Source organism: Pseudotamlana haliotis (genome assembly GCF_008806375.1).
In the GTDB taxonomy this organism is placed as follows: domain Bacteria; phylum Bacteroidota; class Bacteroidia; order Flavobacteriales; family Flavobacteriaceae; genus Pseudotamlana; species Pseudotamlana haliotis.
Map to the genome: position 1 here is coordinate 33,626 of NZ_WAAT01000022.1, position 17,241 is coordinate 50,866.

Sequence of the window (17,241 nt, forward strand, 5' to 3'; positions counted from 1 at the left end):
AATTATTTGATGCTATCAATCACTTGTAAAGCACCTTCTTGTGTTTCTACAGGAAGCGGTGTGTTATCGATATCTTCTGGTTCTTCTTCACCATAAAAGTGCTTGAATTTTTTCAAGTGGTTGTTGAACACTTCGCCTTCAGATTCAGCAAATTCAACATCGTATTCGATTAACACATCAATAAGTCCTTTATAACGCTGAATATCAGTATAAATATCTTCAAATAAACGTTCTTGATTATCTATCGATAAACCACTGTAATAACTAAGGTTTTCTTGATATTTTACAGCTACATCTTTGAATAGCTGACGCGCTTTTTCTTTATTTTCTACTTCGTAGTACAAGCTAATATAAGGTTCTAATAGCGTGTAATAGCCAAAGTAAGCTACCGGCATGTTTTCCATGGCGATATCGGCAATTTCTTCAGCTTTATCTAGTTTACCTTCATTAATGAGTTGTTCACCTAAGCGGGCTAAATTACCGCGATAGGTAATGGAGTTTTTTCTAGTTTCAACATCGTGGTAAATATCTGGGCTTCCGCTATTACCCCAATCCCAATTTTTAACTAAGTCATACATTAAGTCGCTATCGACACGGCCCATGTCAAAAGGATTTGACCTGTCAATTGGTGTTTTTATTGGTGTTAATTTATAACATACACCATCCAATTGTAGGTAGTCCTTCATCCAAAGGTAGTCGTCATCACCAAAGCTTCCGCCAGTGAAATAAATTGGGCGTTTCCATTGGTTGTTAGCTACAACATCTAGCATGAGGAGTCTATTTTTGTAAAGAGCACCTCCACTAACAGTGATGTCAATGTGTGATACAATTTTATCGGCATCTTTAGCTTTTACCACACCCGATTTTAATACGTTTTCTTTATTAACAGGAATACGTAAATGTGGTGTTGGCATATATGAGGCCTCGGCATCTTGCCTTCTCACTTTAGAAAGATCAACACCTTGGTTTTTTAAAACCTCTTTGTATTTTGTTCTAGAGCTCTTGTCGGCAACAAAATTTAAAAATGTCTTTACAGGTATAGTGTCTCTAATAACAGGTTGAATGATAATGTAGTCATTAGTTCCGTAACGGTATAAGTCGTGGGTAAGCTGTGATGGAATCGGGTCACTCTCATAAGCTTTACGTTTCATTTGGTCAATGTACCAATCGGTTTGAAATAAACTGGTATTTACCACACGTACATCAGTTCGGTAGCCTTCAATTTCTTGGGCGTACCAAAGGGCGAAAGTATCGTTATCGCCAATGGTGAATAAAATGGCGTTTTCGGCACAGGAATCCAAATACATTTTGGCCATGGCATTAGCCGTGTATTTTCCTGAACGGTCATGGTCATCCCAGTTGTTGGCTGCTAAATTTATAGGGGCTATAATAAGGCATAAAGCAGTCACTATAGGTGCCGCCATTTGTTTAGGGATGTAGTTTTTAGCAAATTCATAGATGCTATAAACGCCAAAGCCAATCCAAATCGCAAATACATAGAATGAACCGACTACCGAATAATCGCGTTCTCGAGGTTCAAACGGACGTACATTGGTATACACCTGAATGGCAACTCCTGTAAACAGGAAGAAGACTAACATTACCCAAAATATTTTTTTGTCTTTATTAAATAAAAGGAAGAATCCTAATAGTCCTAATATAAGAGGTAGGAAATAATAGGTGTTTCTCGCTTTATTGTTTTTAACATCACTAGGAAGGTTTTCTTGAGGCAGTCCTAAATGCATTTCATCAATGAAATTGATTCCAGAAAGCCAATTACCATGATTGTCATAGCGGCCTTGAATATCATCTTGTCGTCCTGTGAAGTTCCACATGAAATACCTCCAATACATATAACCAAGTTGGTATTCAAATAAATAACGGATATTGCTCATCAGCGATGGCTTTTCAATATCGATATAATCTTTGAATTGCTTTAAAAAGCTATGATAATCTTCGTAATCTACATTGCCCTGTGCTACATCGTTTCTGAAATTTGCGACAGCACTACGCAACTCATTTTCCATTTGATATTCTGGTTTCAGTTTGAAATTTAAATATCCAGAGAACATCATGTAGTTTGTGGCATGCTCAGTACTCCACATACGTGGTAGGATAGAGGCGTGTTTGGAGTTGTAGTTTTGCCTTGAGTTTTTATAATCGTTTACAATCACGTATTTGCCAGCTTCCTCATCCTTTTCGTAGTTAGGCTTATCGTCTATATATGGATTATTTTCATCTAAATACGCGTACTGGTCTGTAAACTGCGGACCATAAAATAAGTGTGTTTCAGGGTACTGCTCTAAGTTGTAGTAAGCTAGTAATTCTCTAGCACTGTTTGGGTTGTTTTCGTTAACCACCACATTAGCATTGGCACGAATAGGGAGCATGATCCAAGTGGCAAAACCTATAATCACAAAAGTCACACAAAGGATGCCTGTGTTTAAATGCACGTAATTTTTGTTTCTAGTATATCTTAAAGCATAATAAATAAGAGCAACTAAAGAAATTCCAGCAATGATAGATCCTGAGTTAAACGGAAGTCCGACGGTGTTAATAAAGAAAATTTCAAAGGCACTGAAAATTTTAAGAATATTAGGTGCCAGTAATTTGAATACAAATAATAAGATGCCAACCGCCACGGCATTGGCTATAATAAAGTTTTTAACCGTAATGGTTTTATAATTCTTGAAGTAATAGATTAAGCCTATGGCTGGAATGGTTAGTAATCCCATAAAGTGCACTCCAAAAGAGAGTCCTATAATAAAGGCGATTAAAACTAACCAGCGGTTACCACGTGGTTTGTCCATATCTTGTTCCCAGCGTAATCCTAGCCAAAATAAAACTGACATGATTAAGGTGGCCATGGCGTAAACTTCCGTTTCAACGGCATTAAACCAGAAAGAATCGGTAAAGGTAAAGGCTAAACTTCCTACTAAACCACTACCTAAAATAGCTAGGGCTTTATTTTTAGAGGGTGTTTCGTCGTTATAAACCATTTTCTTTAGAAGTAGAGTGATGGTCCAAAACATAAATAGAATCGTGAAAGCACTGGCTACGGCACTCATCATATTCATCATAAAACCTATTTGAGAAGGCTCTAAAGCAAACATGGAGAAAAAAGCACCAAGCATTTGAAATAAAGGGGCTCCAGGTGGGTGGCCGACTTCTAGTTTTGCTGATGTTAATATGTATTCGCCCGCATCCCAGAAACTTACTGTTGGTTCTACTGTTAAACTGTAGGTTATAAGTGCTATTAAAAAAGAAAACCAACCTAAAATGGTATTCCATTTTTTATAGTCAAAATGTGCCATGTATATCGTATATTTTTTGCATTGCGAATTTAAGAATAAATATGGTATGGCAAATGATTTTATGGGAAGCTTAAGTTTTTTGAAAAAAAATTTCAAAAAAATGTTTGCAGAACTCAAACTTTATTCTAAATTTGCACCCTCATTACACGAATGGCCTATGGTGTAACTGGCAACACGTTGGTTTTTGGTACCAAAGAGTCTAGGTTCGAGCCCTAGTAGGCCAACAAAAAAGTCTTCCAATTTTGGAAGACTTTTTTTATTTATAAGGCTTTCTTGTTATAACTTAAAAGTTAGGACTGGTCGTAATGCGTGATTGACTAAATCTTCACTAATACTACCGTTAAAGAAGTTTGAAATACCTTTTCTGCCGTGTGTACTCATTGCGATTAAATCAGCATCAATATTATAGCTAAAATTTATAATGCCTTTTTCAATAGTCTCATCATTATAGATGTTCTTGCTATAATTACTAAAGTTAGCAGCGTTTGTGAATTTTTCAATTTGAGCTTCGGCTTTTTTACTAGTAACAAACCGGTTTGGGGTGTTCACGTAAAGCAGGTGCATTTTTGCATCCCATAATTGCGCAAATTTTGAAGCTTTTTCAAAAGCTTGTAGGTTTTCTTCGGTGAAATCTGAAGCAAAAACCATGTTGTTTATTTCAAAATTAGTGTGTTCTTTTTTGATAGTAAGCACAGGGACTTTAGAATGTCTGACTACTTTTTCGGTATTGCTGCCAACTAGAATTTCTTCCAAGCCACTCGAGCCATTAGAGCCCATGATGATAAGGTCGATATTGTGTTTTTCACATTCATCAGCAATACCTGAGTAAATCTCTTGGAAGTTTACCGCACTGAAAACTTCTAAATCTTTAAGGAAATCTTTCTTTAAGAGGTCGTCAAATCGTTTCTTGGCTAATTTCATAAAGAAAAGCGCTTCTGGTCCTGATGAAAAACTTGTGGCATTTACAGGGTCAACATGATGCATAGGGAGATCTAAAATATGCAGTAAATGTATTTTGCAGCCATGTTTCTTTGCGAGCTGAACAGCTACTTTTAAAGCGTTTTCAGCCTGTGTTGAAAAATCCGTAGGTACTAAAATTTTGTTCATAATCTGAGTGTTTTTTAATTCGACTTTAGATTCAATTTTAAATCAAAGTAAATGGATCGGTTGGTTTTGTGTGAATTTTTTAAGATTCCATAAAAATGTTAGCTCTAAAATATGAAATATTCCTTTAAAAATCAATATAATATTGTATATTTGCACCGTTGAAAAGCGAAATTAAGGATATGAGGGGACGTAAAGTCCCCTCTTTTTATACTAAAAATGTTTAAAAAGAAAGTTACAGAATTATTAGATGCAGCTTTGGTTGAAAGACCAGACTTGTTTCTTATTGATTTTTCAATTAATAGTGATAATCACATTAAAGTGATTATTGATGGTGATGAAGGTGTTTTAGTAGAAGACTGCATTTTTATTAGTCGTGCTATTGAAGCGGACTTAGACCGTGAGGAAGAAGATTTTTCGTTGGAAGTGATGTCGGCCGGTGCAGCGTCACCGTTGACGCATAACCGTCAGTATAAAAAAAATCTCAACAGAAACCTTAAGGTGAAAACCAGTAAAGGAGAAGTGGAAGGTACGCTTACTGAAGCTGCTGAAGATGCGATTACCTTAACATGGAAAGCCAGAGAGCCAAAACCAGTAGGAAAAGGCAAGGTGACTGTGCAAAAGGAAGCGCATATTCCTTATAAAGAAATTGTAGAAGCAAAAGTTATGATTAAATTTTAATTTAAAAGAGTTATGGAAAATATCGCGTTAATTGAATCTTTTTCAGAATTCAAGGACGATAAGCTAATTGACAGAGTTACGTTGATGGCCATTTTAGAGGATGTGTTTAGAAGCGCCTTGAAAAAGAAATTTGGTGATGATGATAATTTTGATATTATTGTAAATCCAGATAAAGGTGATTTAGAAATTTGGAGAAATAGAGTTGTCGTAGCCGATGGTGAGGTTGAAGAGCCTAATCAAGAGATTTCATTAACCGAAGCTCGTAAAATTGAACCTGATTTTGAGGTTGGAGAAGATGTTTCTGAAGAAGTGAAGCTTATCGATTTGGGAAGACGTGCTATTTTAGCATTACGTCAGAACTTAATTTCGAAAATTCATGAACACGATAATACTATAATTTATAAGCAATTTAAAGATTTAGTAGGCGATATCTATACAGCGGAAGTACACCACATTCGTCATAGAGCAGTCATCTTATTAGATGATGAAGGAAACGAAATCGTATTGCCTAAAGACAAACAAATACCTTCAGATTTCTTCAGAAAAGGAGATAATGTAAGAGGGGTTATTGATAGTGTTGAGCTTAAAGGTGCTAAACCTACCATTATTATGTCAAGAAGTTCTCCAGTGTTCTTAGAGAAATTATTCGAACAAGAAATTCCTGAGGTTTTTGATGGTTTAATCACCATTAAAAACGTTGTGAGAATTCCTGGTGAAAAAGCAAAAGTAGCTGTTGATTCTTATGATGATAGAATTGACCCGGTAGGAGCTTGTGTTGGTATGAAAGGTTCTAGAATTCACGGTATTGTTCGTGAACTAGGAAATGAAAATATTGATGTGATCAATTACACTAGTAATTTATCATTATTTATCACTAGAGCATTAAGCCCAGCAAGAGTAACTTCAGTAAAAATTGATGAAGAAACAAAACGTGCTGAGGTTATTTTAAAACCAGAAGAAGTAAGTAAAGCAATTGGTCGTGGCGGTCATAACATCCGTTTGGCTGGTCAATTAACTGGTTTCGAAATTGATGTGTTTAGAGAAGGCGCAGAAGAAGATGTGGAGTTAAGTGAATTTAGTGATGAAATCGAAGGATGGATCATTGATGAATTTAGTAAAGCAGGATTGGATACCGCTAAGAGTATTCTTGAACAAGATCTTAATGATCTTGTAAAAAGAACCGATTTAGAGGAGGAAACGATAAACGATGTGATTCGAATTCTAAGAGAAGAATTTGAGGACTAGTAAAAATTAATGTGCAGATTTGCACGTTTGTTATGCCTTAACAGGTATAATGCATATATTTGAGTATTATTAAAGGCGATTTATGGCTGAAACAATTAGATTAAATAAAGTATTACGCGAGCTTAACATCTCTCTAGACCGTGCTGTAGAATTTTTAGATTCTAAAGGCGTGGAAATAGAGAAGCGTCCAACTACCAAAATTTCTGAGGAAACTTATAAGATTCTTTCAGATGGTTTTGAGACAGATGCAAATAAAAAGGTGAGATCGCAAGAAGTTAGTGAAGCTAAGCTAAAGGAAAAGGAAGATTTACGTATTAAGCGTGAAAAAGAATTGGAAGCGAAGCAGAAAGCTCAAGAAGCCATAGAGAAAGCTAAACAAGAAGAGGTTATAAAAGCTTCAAATGCTCTTTCAGGACCAAAGCAGGTTGGAAAAATCGACTTAGATCCTAAAAAGAAGGTTGAAGAGAAGCCTGTTGCTGAGAAAAAAGAGACTCCTGCTAAACCTGAGCCTGTAGCTGAAAAGAAACCTGAAGCTGAAAAAGCTCCTGAGGTGATTAAAGCGCAAGCACCTAAAATTGGTTTAAAACCAGTTGCTGATAAAAAGGTAGAGGTAGAGTCTAAGAAGGAAGCGCCAGCTAAGCCAGAAGCTCCTAAAAAGGAAACGCCTGCGCCTGCAAAGCCACAAGAAACGAAAGCTGAAAGCGCCTCTAAACCAGAAGCATCTGGTAAAGTAGATGACGAAGGAAATCCTGTTGTTGAGGAACGTGTTAAAACACAATACCAAAAACTTACTGGGCCTAAAATTGCTGGTGATAAAATTGATTTATCGCAGTTTAATAAGCCTAAGAAGAAGGTAGAGAAGAAAACAGATTCTAAGCCTGGTGATGCTAGAAAAAAGCGTCGTCGTATTAGTAAGGCTGGAGCTCCAAATACTGGAGGTCAAAACCGCCCTGGAGGAAGATCTGGAGGAAACGATCGTTTCAAAGGAAAACCAGGAGGTCCAGGACAAGGCAGACGCAACATTGTAAAAGAAGAGCCTTCTGAAGAAGATGTTAAAAAACAAGTTAGAGAAACACTTGAAAAACTTCAAGGGAAATCTAACAAAGGTCGTGGTGCCAAAAATAGAAGAGATAAGAGAGATAAACATAGAGAGCAGTCTGAAATCGATCAACAGATCGAAGCAGCGGAAAGCAAAATCATTAAAGTAACAGAATTTGTTACGGCTAGTGAAATGGCTACTATGATGGATGTGAGTGTGACTCAAATTATCTCAGCATGTATGTCGCTTGGTATGATGGTTACCATGAACCAACGTCTAGATGCAGAAACTTTATCTATTGTTGCTGATGAATTCGGTTATCAAGTTGAATTCGTTACTGCAGATATTGAAGAATCAATTGAAGAAGTAGAAGATAAACCAGAAGATTTAGAAACACGTGCACCTATTGTAACAGTAATGGGACACGTTGATCACGGTAAAACATCGCTTTTAGATTACATCCGTAAGGAGAATGTAATTGCAGGTGAGTCTGGTGGTATTACACAGCATATTGGTGCTTATGGTGTAAAGTTAGAAAACGGACAAAAAATTGCGTTTTTAGATACACCAGGTCACGAGGCCTTTACAGCGATGCGTGCTCGTGGTGCTCAAGTTACCGATATCGCTATTATTGTTGCTGCGGCTGATGATGCGATTATGCCACAAACAAAAGAAGCAATTTCCCATGCGCAAGCTGCAGGAGTGCCTATTGTTTTTGCAATCAATAAAATTGATAAACCAGATGCTAATCCAGAAAAGATTAAAGATGGTTTAGCGCAAATGAACCTTTTAGTTGAAGATTGGGGTGGTAAAATTCAATCTCATGATATTTCGGCTAAAGTAGGAACAGGGGTTAAAGAATTACTAGAAAAAGTATTGCTTGAAGCGGAATTATTAGAGCTTAAAGCGAATCCGAATAAAATAGCACAAGGAACAGTTGTTGAAGCTTACTTAGATAAAGGTCGTGGATATGTGTCAACGATTTTAGTTCAAGCAGGTACGCTTAAAGTTGGTGATTACGTATTAGCGGGTCAACACAGTGGTAAAGTTAAAGCCATGCATGATGAGCGTGGAAATGATGTGATTGCTGCTGGACCTTCAACGCCAGTATCTATTTTAGGTTTAGACGGTGCACCACAAGCGGGTGATAAGTTTAATGTCTTTGAAGATGAGCGTGAAGCCAAACAAATTGCATCTAAACGTGCACAATTACAACGTGAGCAGTCTGTTAGAACACAACGTCATATTACACTTGATGAAATTGGTCGTCGTATCGCCCTTGGTGATTTCCAAGAATTAAATATCATCCTTAAAGGTGATGTGGATGGTTCTGTGGAAGCATTAACTGATTCTTTCCAGAAATTATCTACTGAAGAAATTCAAGTGAATATCTTACATAAAGGTGTAGGTGCCATTACTGAAAGTGATGTATTATTAGCATCGGCTTCTGATGCGATTATCGTTGGATTTAACGTACGTCCTGTTGGAAATGCTAGAATGATTGCTGATAAAGAAGAAATCGACATCAGAACATACTCTATTATCTACGATGCGATCAATGATCTTAAAGATGCTATGGAAGGGATGTTATCTCCAGAGCTTAAAGAAGAGATTCTTGGTACCGCTGAAATTAGAGAAATCTTTAAAGTATCTAAAATCGGATCAATTGCTGGTTGTATGGTTACAAACGGTAAAATCCTTAGAAATGCAGGCATTCGTTTAATACGTGATGGTGTGGTCGTTTACACAGGTGAATTGGCTTCGTTAAAACGATTTAAAGATGATGTTAGAGAAGTGTCTAAAGGATACGATTGTGGTATGCAAGTTAAGAACTACAATGATATTCAAGAAGGTGATGTTATTGAAGCCTTCCATGAAGTAGAAGTTAAGAAAAAGTTGAAGTAATTTATTAATTACTTATCTTAAAATATAAAAGCTGTCTCATAATTGGGGCAGCTTTTTTTATGGTATAACTTAAGATAAGATGAAAGCTGGTTTGAGCTCCACATAGCGCCATAAGATTAGTCAAAAAAAAAGAGGTTTAGAATAGAATTCTAAACCTCTTTTTTGCTTATTATTGGCTGAATTTCTATCGCTTAGGTTTGAAAATAAACGCACTAGAAAATTCTTTCTTGATTCTTTTTAAAGCGCGATCTGCTTCCAATCGTGTTCTAAAATTACCCACCCATATTTTAAAATTAGGTTGCTCAAAATGTATGCTTGGGCTCCAGTCAGAAAACACTGAGCTGAATTCACTTTTAGCTTCATATGCCCCTTTTCGGTTGCCATTATAGATCTGAATTTTGTAACGATCAACGTCTTCGTTGTTCATGTTTTTTTTCAATTCAAGTAAAGATGCAATATTTTTATCTTGATTTATGGTAACCTGTCCTTCTTGTGCGCTACTGTAAAAGGTTGTAAATAAAAGGCATAGCGTAAGGGTTGCGGTAGTTTTCATGCGTGTTGAAATCATATTTCTAAAGTGTTTGTACAAATGTAAATTTATTAAACTTAAAAGTAGCTAAATTTATTATTTAGAATCCCTCTAAATTAACTGTTAACGGTTCTTTAGTATTTTGGTAATCGAGTTTAAATATTACTTTTGCGAGAGATTTTATAGCTATGGTTTTTGTTTATAAAATGACAAAAGTCATACCAAAAGTTAAGAAGTTAATTTAACCAACAATATGAGAAAGGTGATTCACCGTAAATTAAGTAGAAACTTTCTTCGTTTAAGCTTAATTGTATTATTAGCGTTTACAAGCTCGCTTTCAGCTCAAGAAGGCGATGCAGCAAAAGGGAAATCTTTATTTAATGCCAATTGTGCTGCTTGTCATCAATTGGATAAAAAAATGACAGGGCCAGCCTTACGTCATGTTGAAACACGTTTAGCTGATGCTGAAGGTTTAGATCGTGACTGGCTTCATTCTTGGATTCGTAACAGTTCAGGTATGATTAAGTCTGGTGATTCATACGCAAACAAAGTTTACAACGAATATGGTGGTGCAGCAATGACCGCCTTTCCTCAGTTATCTGATGAGGATATAAACAATATCTTAGCGTATACGGCTGAAGAGAAGAAAGCTGCTCCAGTTCCGGCTGCGGGTGTTGGTCCTGCCGCTGCTGCAGGTGCTTCAGATGGTATTTCAAATGAGCTTATTTTAGGCGCTCTTGCAATATTGTTCATGTTGCTTGCAATTGGTCTGTATTTAGTTAATAAAACTTTACGTCGTTTTGCTGATGCTCAAAATATCGAGTTAGATACTGAAACTGGTGGAACACCATTGTGGAAGGCATTTTTACAAAATCAATTTTTAATGATTGTTGTGACGATCTTCTTCTTGCTTACTAGTGCGTATTTCGCTTTTGGTTATATGATGCAGGTAGGTGTTGATCAAGGATACCAGCCAGTTCAGCCAATTCATTTCTCACACAAAATTCACGCGGGTGACAACGGTATTGATTGTAAGTACTGTCACTCTTCTGCTAGAGTGAGTAAAACATCGGGAATTCCATCGTTAAACGTTTGTATGAACTGTCACAAATCAGTTTACGAATACAACGGAGAAACTACTGCTGAGCATTCAAAAGAATTCTACGACGGAGAAATCCAAAAATTATACAAGGCTGCGGGATGGAGTGATGCCGATCAGAAATATACAGGTGAGTCGAGTCCAGTAAAATGGGTGCGTATTCATAACTTACCTGACTTTGCATACTTTAACCACTCACAACACGTCACTGTTGCGGGAGTTGAATGTCAAACATGTCACGGTCCTGTTCAGGAAATGGAAGTTGTTTATCAACATGCTCCTTTAACTATGGGGTGGTGTGTGAACTGTCACAGAGATACTGATGTAGATGTGAAGGATAATGCGTATTACGAGAAAATCCACGCTGAGTTGTCTAAGAAGTACGGTGTAGAGACTTTAACGGCTGCTGAAATGGGTGGTTTAGAATGTGGTAAATGTCACTACTAGGCTAGCGCCTTTTTCTTTCCGGGAAAGCGGAAAACACAAATTAATAATAATAAGAAGTAATTCAATTATATAATATGTCATCAAACAAGAAATACTGGAAAAGTGTTGAAGAGCTAAACGAAAATAGCTCTATTGTTGAGACGCTTAAACAAAACGAGTTTGTAGCAGAAATTCCTACTGATGAGTTTTTAGGAGATAAAGATGCGTTAGAGGCTAGTTCTACAACACGTCGTGATTTCTTAAAATATGTAGGTTTTAGTACGGCAGCTGCTTCTTTAGCGGCTTGTGAGGGTCCTGTTAAAAAAGCGATTCCTTATGTTGTACAACCAACAGAGATTATTCCTGGTGTGGCAAACTACTATGCAACTACAATTGCAGATGGTTTTGATTTTGCTAGTGTTTTAGTGAAAACACGTGAAGGTCGTCCAATAAAAATTGAAAACAATACTATGGCACCTAGTCATGGTAGTGCGAATGCAAGAGTTAATGCATCAGTTTTAGGTTTGTATGACAGTCTAAGAGTACAAAGACCTAAAAAAGATGGTGCTTCTATTTCTTGGAGTAATTTTAATGCAGAAACAACGAAAGCTTTAGATAGCGTAAAAACGTCTGGTAAGTCTATTGTATTATTAACACAAACTTATGCCAGTCCTTCAACTGATAAATTGGTTGCAGAATTTAAAGAAGCTTATGGCAATGTAAATCATGTGGTTTATGATGCGGTTTCTGAATTTGCTGCAGTTCAAGCTTTCCAAAAGAAATACAACAAACGTGGTTTAGCTGATTATGATTTTAGTCAAGCGATGACTATCGTTTCTGTTGGTGCTGATTTCTTAGGGGATTGGCAAGGTGGCGGATTTGATGCGGCTTATGCTAAAAATAGAATTCCTGCTAACGGAAAAATGTCACGTCATATTCAATTTGAATCGAACATGTCACTTTCTGGTGCTAATGCTGATAAACGTGTTCCTGTAACACCAAATCAACAAAAATTAGCTCTTGCAAAATTATATAGTTTAGTAACTGGAAACAATGTTTCTATTAAAGGTTTACCTGAGCACGTTGAAGCTGCGGTTAAAGCTGCTGCTGTTCAACTTAAAAAGGCTGGAAGTAATGGCGTTGTAGTTACAGGTATTCAAGATGTGAATGCTCAAACGACGGTTTTAGAACTTAACGCTTATTTAGCGAGTAAGGCTTTTAAGCCAGAAGTGGTTATTAAAACAAAACAAGGTAATGCTAATGATGTTGCTAAATTGATTGCTGATATGAAGGCAGGTCAAGTTGGTGCAATCATCATGAGTGGTGTGAACCCATTATATACTTTAGCCAATGCAGCTGATTTTGCTGAAGGTTTAAAGAAAACACAATTGACTGTTGCCTTCTCAATGAAGGAAGATGAAACCTCGTCACAAGTACAATACTTAGCAGCAGCACCACATTACTTAGAGTCTTGGGGTGATGTTGAAATTAAGACGGGACAATATAGTTTAACGCAACCTGCGATTCGTCCGTTATTTGATACGAAACAATTCCAAGATGCTCTATTAGCGTGGACAGGAAGTTCGGCGTCTTATAGCGATTATATCAAATCAACTTGGAATGAAAGTATTCTAGGTGGTGCTTCTTATAACAAAGCTTTACACGATGGGTTCTTTGTGAATTCTTCTGTTGTAGAAGAAGTAGCTGAAGAAGCTCCGGTTGATGAAGCAACTGAAACTACACAAACCGCTTTTTCTGGTGCAGCTCAAGCTTTAGTAGCTTCTGCCAAATCAAAAGGACTAGAATTAAGTTTATATACAAAAACCGGAATGGGTGATGGTCAACAAGCTAACAACCCATGGTTACAAGAATTCCCTGATCCTATTTCAAGAGTCTCTTGGGATAACTATTTAACGGTTTCAAAAGCTGATGCTGAAGCATTAGGTTTAAAGAATAGACACGTTGCAGATGGTGGTTTAAACGGTAGTTATGCTAATGTTACTGTAAATGGGGTGACTATAAAAGCACCGGTATTAATTCAACCAGGTCAGGCTCAAGGGTCTGTTGGTTTATCATTTGGATATGGTAGAACAGCTGGTTTAAAAGAAGAAATGCAAACAGGTGTTAATGCTTTTGCATTATATCACAATTTTAATACAACTCAAAATGTAACTGTTGAAGCTGCTTCAAGTGAGCATGAATTTGCTTGTGTTCAGCTTCATAATACATTAATGGGACGTGGAGATATCATTAAAGAAACGACTTTAGAGATATTCAACACGAAAGATAAAGCACATTGGAATGCGGTTCCTGTAGTATCTTTAAATCACGAAGAAACTCCAGTAACGTCTCCAGAGGTTGATTTATGGGATGAATTTGATCGTTCAGTTGGACATCACTTCAACTTATCTATTGACTTAAATGCTTGTACAGGATGTGGAGCTTGTGTGATTGCATGTCATGCTGAAAACAATGTTCCTGTAGTTGGTAAAGAAGAAGTAAGAAAGAGTAGAGATATGCACTGGTTGCGTATTGATAGATACTATTCTTCTGATGAAACCTTTGAAGGCGATAACATTAAAAAGGATGAGTTCTCAGGGTTATTTGGAGATAAAGGTTCTTTAGGTGGTTTCGGTGAAATGGAACACCCTTCTGATAATCCTCAAGTAGCTTTCCAAGCGGTAATGTGTCAACACTGTAACCATGCACCTTGTGAAACGGTTTGTCCTGTGGCAGCAACATCACACAGTCGTCAAGGTCAGAATCACATGGCTTATAACCGTTGTGTAGGTACAAGATACTGTGCAAACAACTGTCCGTATAAAGTACGTCGTTTCAACTGGTTCTTATACAATGAGAATGATGAGTTTGATTATCACATGAATGATGATCTAGGACGTATGGTTTTAAACCCAGATGTTGTAGTGCGTTCTCGTGGGGTAATGGAGAAATGTTCTATGTGTATTCAAATGACACAGAAAACGATTCTTGACGCTAAGCGTGACGGACGAGTTATTAAGGATGGTGAATTCCAAACAGCATGTTCTGCAGCTTGTAGCAGTGGCGCCATGGTATTTGGAGATATCAATGATAAAGAAAGTAAAGTTGCAAAAACTTTAGAAGATAATCGTATGTATCACTTGTTAGAGCACGTAGGAACAAAACCTAACGTACAGTATCAAACAAAAGTGAGAAATACAACGGAAGCATAAATCTAATTAAAGAACAATTATATAATTATGGCGTCTCATTACGAAGCACCTATTAGAAGACCTTTAGTTACAGGCGAAAAATCATACCACGACGTTACTGTGGATGTGGCTAGACCTGTAGAAGGAACAGCAAATAAACAATGGTGGATAGTTTTTGGTATCTCACTTGTAGCGTTCCTTTGGGGAGTTGGATGTATTATTTATACCATTACTACAGGTATTGGTGTCTGGGGTCTTAACAAGACTGTTGGATGGGCCTGGGATATTACCAACTTCGTTTGGTGGGTAGGTATTGGTCACGCAGGAACCCTGATTTCGGCGGTACTCTTATTATTCCGTCAGAAATGGAGAATGGCAATTAACCGTTCGGCAGAAGCCATGACGATTTTCGCAGTTATGCAAGCAGGTTTGTTCCCTTTAATTCACATGGGTCGTCCATGGTTAGGATATTGGGTATTACCAATTCCAAATCAATTCGGATCATTATGGGTTAACTTTAACTCACCATTACTTTGGGATGTATTTGCGATTTCAACTTATTTATCGGTATCATTAGTATTCTGGTGGACAGGATTATTACCTGATTTTGCTATGTTGAGAGATCGCGCCATTAAACCTTTCCAAAAGAAAATTTATGCTTTATTAAGTTTTGGTTGGTCTGGTCGTGCTAAAGATTGGCAACGTTTTGAAGAAGTATCATTAGTGCTTGCTGGTTTAGCAACACCTTTAGTACTTTCTGTACACACGATTGTATCTTTTGATTTCGCCACATCGGTAATACCAGGTTGGCATACAACGATATTCCCACCATACTTCGTAGCTGGTGCGGTATTCTCAGGATTTGCAATGGTAAATACTTTACTTATTATCATGAGAAAAGTATGTAACCTTGAAGATTATATTACAGTACAACATATCGAATTAATGAACATTGTAATTATGATTACAGGTTCTATAGTTGGTGTGGCTTATATTACAGAGTTGTTTGTTGCATGGTACTCTGGAGTAGAGTATGAACAATACGCTTTCTTAAATAGAGCAACAGGTCCTTATGCTTGGGCATACTGGATGATGATGTCTTGTAACGTATTCTCTCCGCAATTTATGTGGTTCAAGAAATTAAGAACGAGTATCATGTTCTCTTTCTTTATATCTATTGTTGTAAACGTAGGGATGTGGTTTGAGCGTTTTGTAATTATTGTAACCTCGTTACATAGAGATTACTTGCCATCATCATGGACGATGTTCTCACCTACATTTGTTGATATTGGAATTTTCATTGGAACGATAGGATTCTTCTTTGTACTTTTCTTATTGTATTCAAGAACGTTCCCAGTAATTGCACAAGCAGAGGTTAAGACCATCTTAAAATCTTCTGGTGACAAGTACAAGAAATTAAGAGAAAGCGGACAAAGTTTATCTGGAACTGGTGCAGATCCAAGAACTTCAGGACCGATTAATCAAGAACCAAAAAACTTAAAGTAGCATATGGAAGCTTCAAAAGTAATTCACGCTATTTATACGGACGATGATGTTTTAATGTCTGCTGTTAAAAAAGTAAAGGCAGAACGTTATCATATAGAAGAGATTTATACACCTTTCCCAGTTCACGGATTAGATCGTGCTATGGGATTGGCACCAACACGTATTGCCATAACAGCATTTATTTATGGTTTAATTGGTTTAGCAGTAGCTACAGTCATGATGAATTACATTATGATTGAAGATTGGCCTCAAGATATTGGAGGTAAACCAAGTTTTAGCTACTTAGAAAATTTACCGGCCTTTGTTCCTATTATGTTTGAGCTTACGGTATTTTTCTCGGCCCACTTAATGGTACTTACTTTTTACTTACGTAGTAAAATATGGCCTTTTAAAGAAGCTGAAAATCCAGATCCTAGAACTACCGACGATCATTTCTTAATGGAAATTGCCGTTGATGGTAACCAAGAAGCCCTTGAAACATTGCTTGCAGGAACGGGAGCAGTAGAAGTTAATTTAGTTGATAAAGCCCATTAATAAGACATATGAAATGAGCAAAAACTAATTTAATTTTAAAATTTTTTAAAATAAAGTGTTTTGCGAATTACATTTGAACAAAAAAACAATATAAGTTTACAAATGAAAAGCTTAATTAAAATATTAGTAGTAGCAGTTGTTTTTGTTGCTGTTTCTTGTAACAAGAGTACAGCGCCAAACTATCAATTCATGCCTAACATGTATGAATCTGTAGGATATGAAACTTATGGTGAAGCAGCGTTTAAAGATGGCTTGGAAGCACAATTACCTGCTGAAGGTTCTGTAGCTCGCGGTCATATCCCTTTTGATATTGAAAATTCAACTGAAGGTTATGCTTTGGCTAAAGAAACTGTAATGAGTCCTTTAGATTCTACACAAGTTGATTTAAACCGAGGTAAGGAATTATACGATATTTACTGTGGAATTTGTCATGGTGGAAAAGGAGACGGACAAGGGAATCTTGTTAAACGTGAAAAGATTTTAGGTATTCCTAGTTATGATGATGCGGGAAGAGCCATTACTGCGGGAAGTATTTATCACACGATTTACTATGGAAAGAATGCTATGGGCTCTTATGCAAACCAATTGCAAGAGGAAGAACGTTGGCAAGTAGTGTCGTATGTGTTACAATTAAAGGCAGATTTAGAAAATTAAGATTGATAAGATTA

The 17,241-nt window shown here is 36.8% G+C and carries 11 protein-coding genes and 1 tRNA gene; 9 read left to right on the forward strand and 3 right to left on the reverse strand.

Features of this window, described 5'->3' with window-relative positions; all coding sequences use genetic code 11:
* Window positions 1-2 precede the first annotated feature (2 nt).
* The gene (locus F6U93_RS02360; RefSeq protein WP_150936456.1) at window positions 3-3,314 is read right to left on the reverse strand and encodes a glycosyltransferase family 117 protein; all 3,312 of its coding nucleotides are present in this window, start codon (window positions 3,312-3,314) and stop codon (window positions 3-5) included.
* 151 nt (window positions 3,315-3,465) lie between these two features.
* On the opposite strand from F6U93_RS02360, the gene F6U93_RS02365 reads away from it, so the two are divergent.
* A tRNA-Gln gene (locus F6U93_RS02365) sits at window positions 3,466-3,538 on the forward strand.
* Window positions 3,539-3,590: 52 nt separating this feature from the next.
* On the opposite strand, the gene F6U93_RS02370 is transcribed toward F6U93_RS02365, so the two are convergent.
* Window positions 3,591-4,421, reverse strand: a complete 831-nt coding sequence (locus F6U93_RS02370) for a universal stress protein (RefSeq protein ID WP_150936458.1) — start codon at window positions 4,419-4,421, stop codon at window positions 3,591-3,593.
* Window positions 4,422-4,637: 216 nt separating this feature from the next.
* On the opposite strand from F6U93_RS02370, the gene rimP reads away from it, so the two are divergent.
* The 3 genes from rimP (at window position 4,638) to infB (ending at window position 9,288) form a co-directional block, all read left to right on the forward strand.
* Window positions 4,638-5,099 carry a ribosome assembly cofactor RimP gene (gene rimP / locus F6U93_RS02375; protein WP_150936460.1) on the forward strand — a complete coding sequence of 154 codons (462 nt, stop codon included), beginning with the start codon at window positions 4,638-4,640 and terminating at the stop codon, window positions 5,097-5,099.
* Between the two features lie 12 nt (window positions 5,100-5,111).
* Complete coding sequence (gene nusA / locus F6U93_RS02380) at window positions 5,112-6,344, forward strand: transcription termination factor NusA (protein ID WP_150936462.1); 1,233 nt, start codon at window positions 5,112-5,114, stop codon at window positions 6,342-6,344.
* A gap of 82 nt (window positions 6,345-6,426) precedes the next feature.
* Window positions 6,427-9,288 (forward strand): translation initiation factor IF-2, encoded by a 2,862-nt coding sequence (gene infB / locus F6U93_RS02385; RefSeq protein WP_150936465.1) that lies wholly within the window; start codon window positions 6,427-6,429, stop codon window positions 9,286-9,288.
* 184 nt (window positions 9,289-9,472) lie between these two features.
* Here infB and F6U93_RS02390 read toward each other — a convergent pair whose 3' ends face one another.
* Complete coding sequence (locus F6U93_RS02390; protein WP_225312510.1) at window positions 9,473-9,841, reverse strand: SPOR domain-containing protein; 369 nt, start codon at window positions 9,839-9,841, stop codon at window positions 9,473-9,475.
* 229 nt (window positions 9,842-10,070) lie between these two features.
* Between F6U93_RS02390 and F6U93_RS02395 the strand changes: the two genes are divergently transcribed.
* From F6U93_RS02395 to F6U93_RS02415, 5 genes are all read left to right on the forward strand, one after another.
* Window positions 10,071-11,363 (forward strand): c-type cytochrome, encoded by a 1,293-nt coding sequence (locus tag F6U93_RS02395; RefSeq protein WP_150936469.1) that lies wholly within the window; start codon window positions 10,071-10,073, stop codon window positions 11,361-11,363.
* 74 nt (window positions 11,364-11,437) lie between these two features.
* Window positions 11,438-14,554, forward strand: coding sequence for a TAT-variant-translocated molybdopterin oxidoreductase (locus F6U93_RS02400; protein ID WP_150936471.1), 3,117 nt, complete (start codon window positions 11,438-11,440; stop codon window positions 14,552-14,554).
* Between the two features lie 27 nt (window positions 14,555-14,581).
* Window positions 14,582-16,039 (forward strand): NrfD/PsrC family molybdoenzyme membrane anchor subunit, encoded by a 1,458-nt coding sequence (gene nrfD, locus F6U93_RS02405; protein ID WP_150936473.1) that lies wholly within the window; start codon window positions 14,582-14,584, stop codon window positions 16,037-16,039.
* Between the two features lie 3 nt (window positions 16,040-16,042).
* The gene (locus F6U93_RS02410; protein WP_150936475.1) at window positions 16,043-16,573 is read left to right on the forward strand and encodes a DUF3341 domain-containing protein; all 531 of its coding nucleotides are present in this window, start codon (window positions 16,043-16,045) and stop codon (window positions 16,571-16,573) included.
* A 102-nt stretch (window positions 16,574-16,675) separates the two neighbouring features.
* On the forward strand, window positions 16,676-17,227 hold the full coding sequence (locus tag F6U93_RS02415) for a c-type cytochrome (protein WP_191963440.1): 552 nt from the start codon (window positions 16,676-16,678) through the stop codon (window positions 17,225-17,227).
* Window positions 17,228-17,241 lie beyond the last annotated feature (14 nt).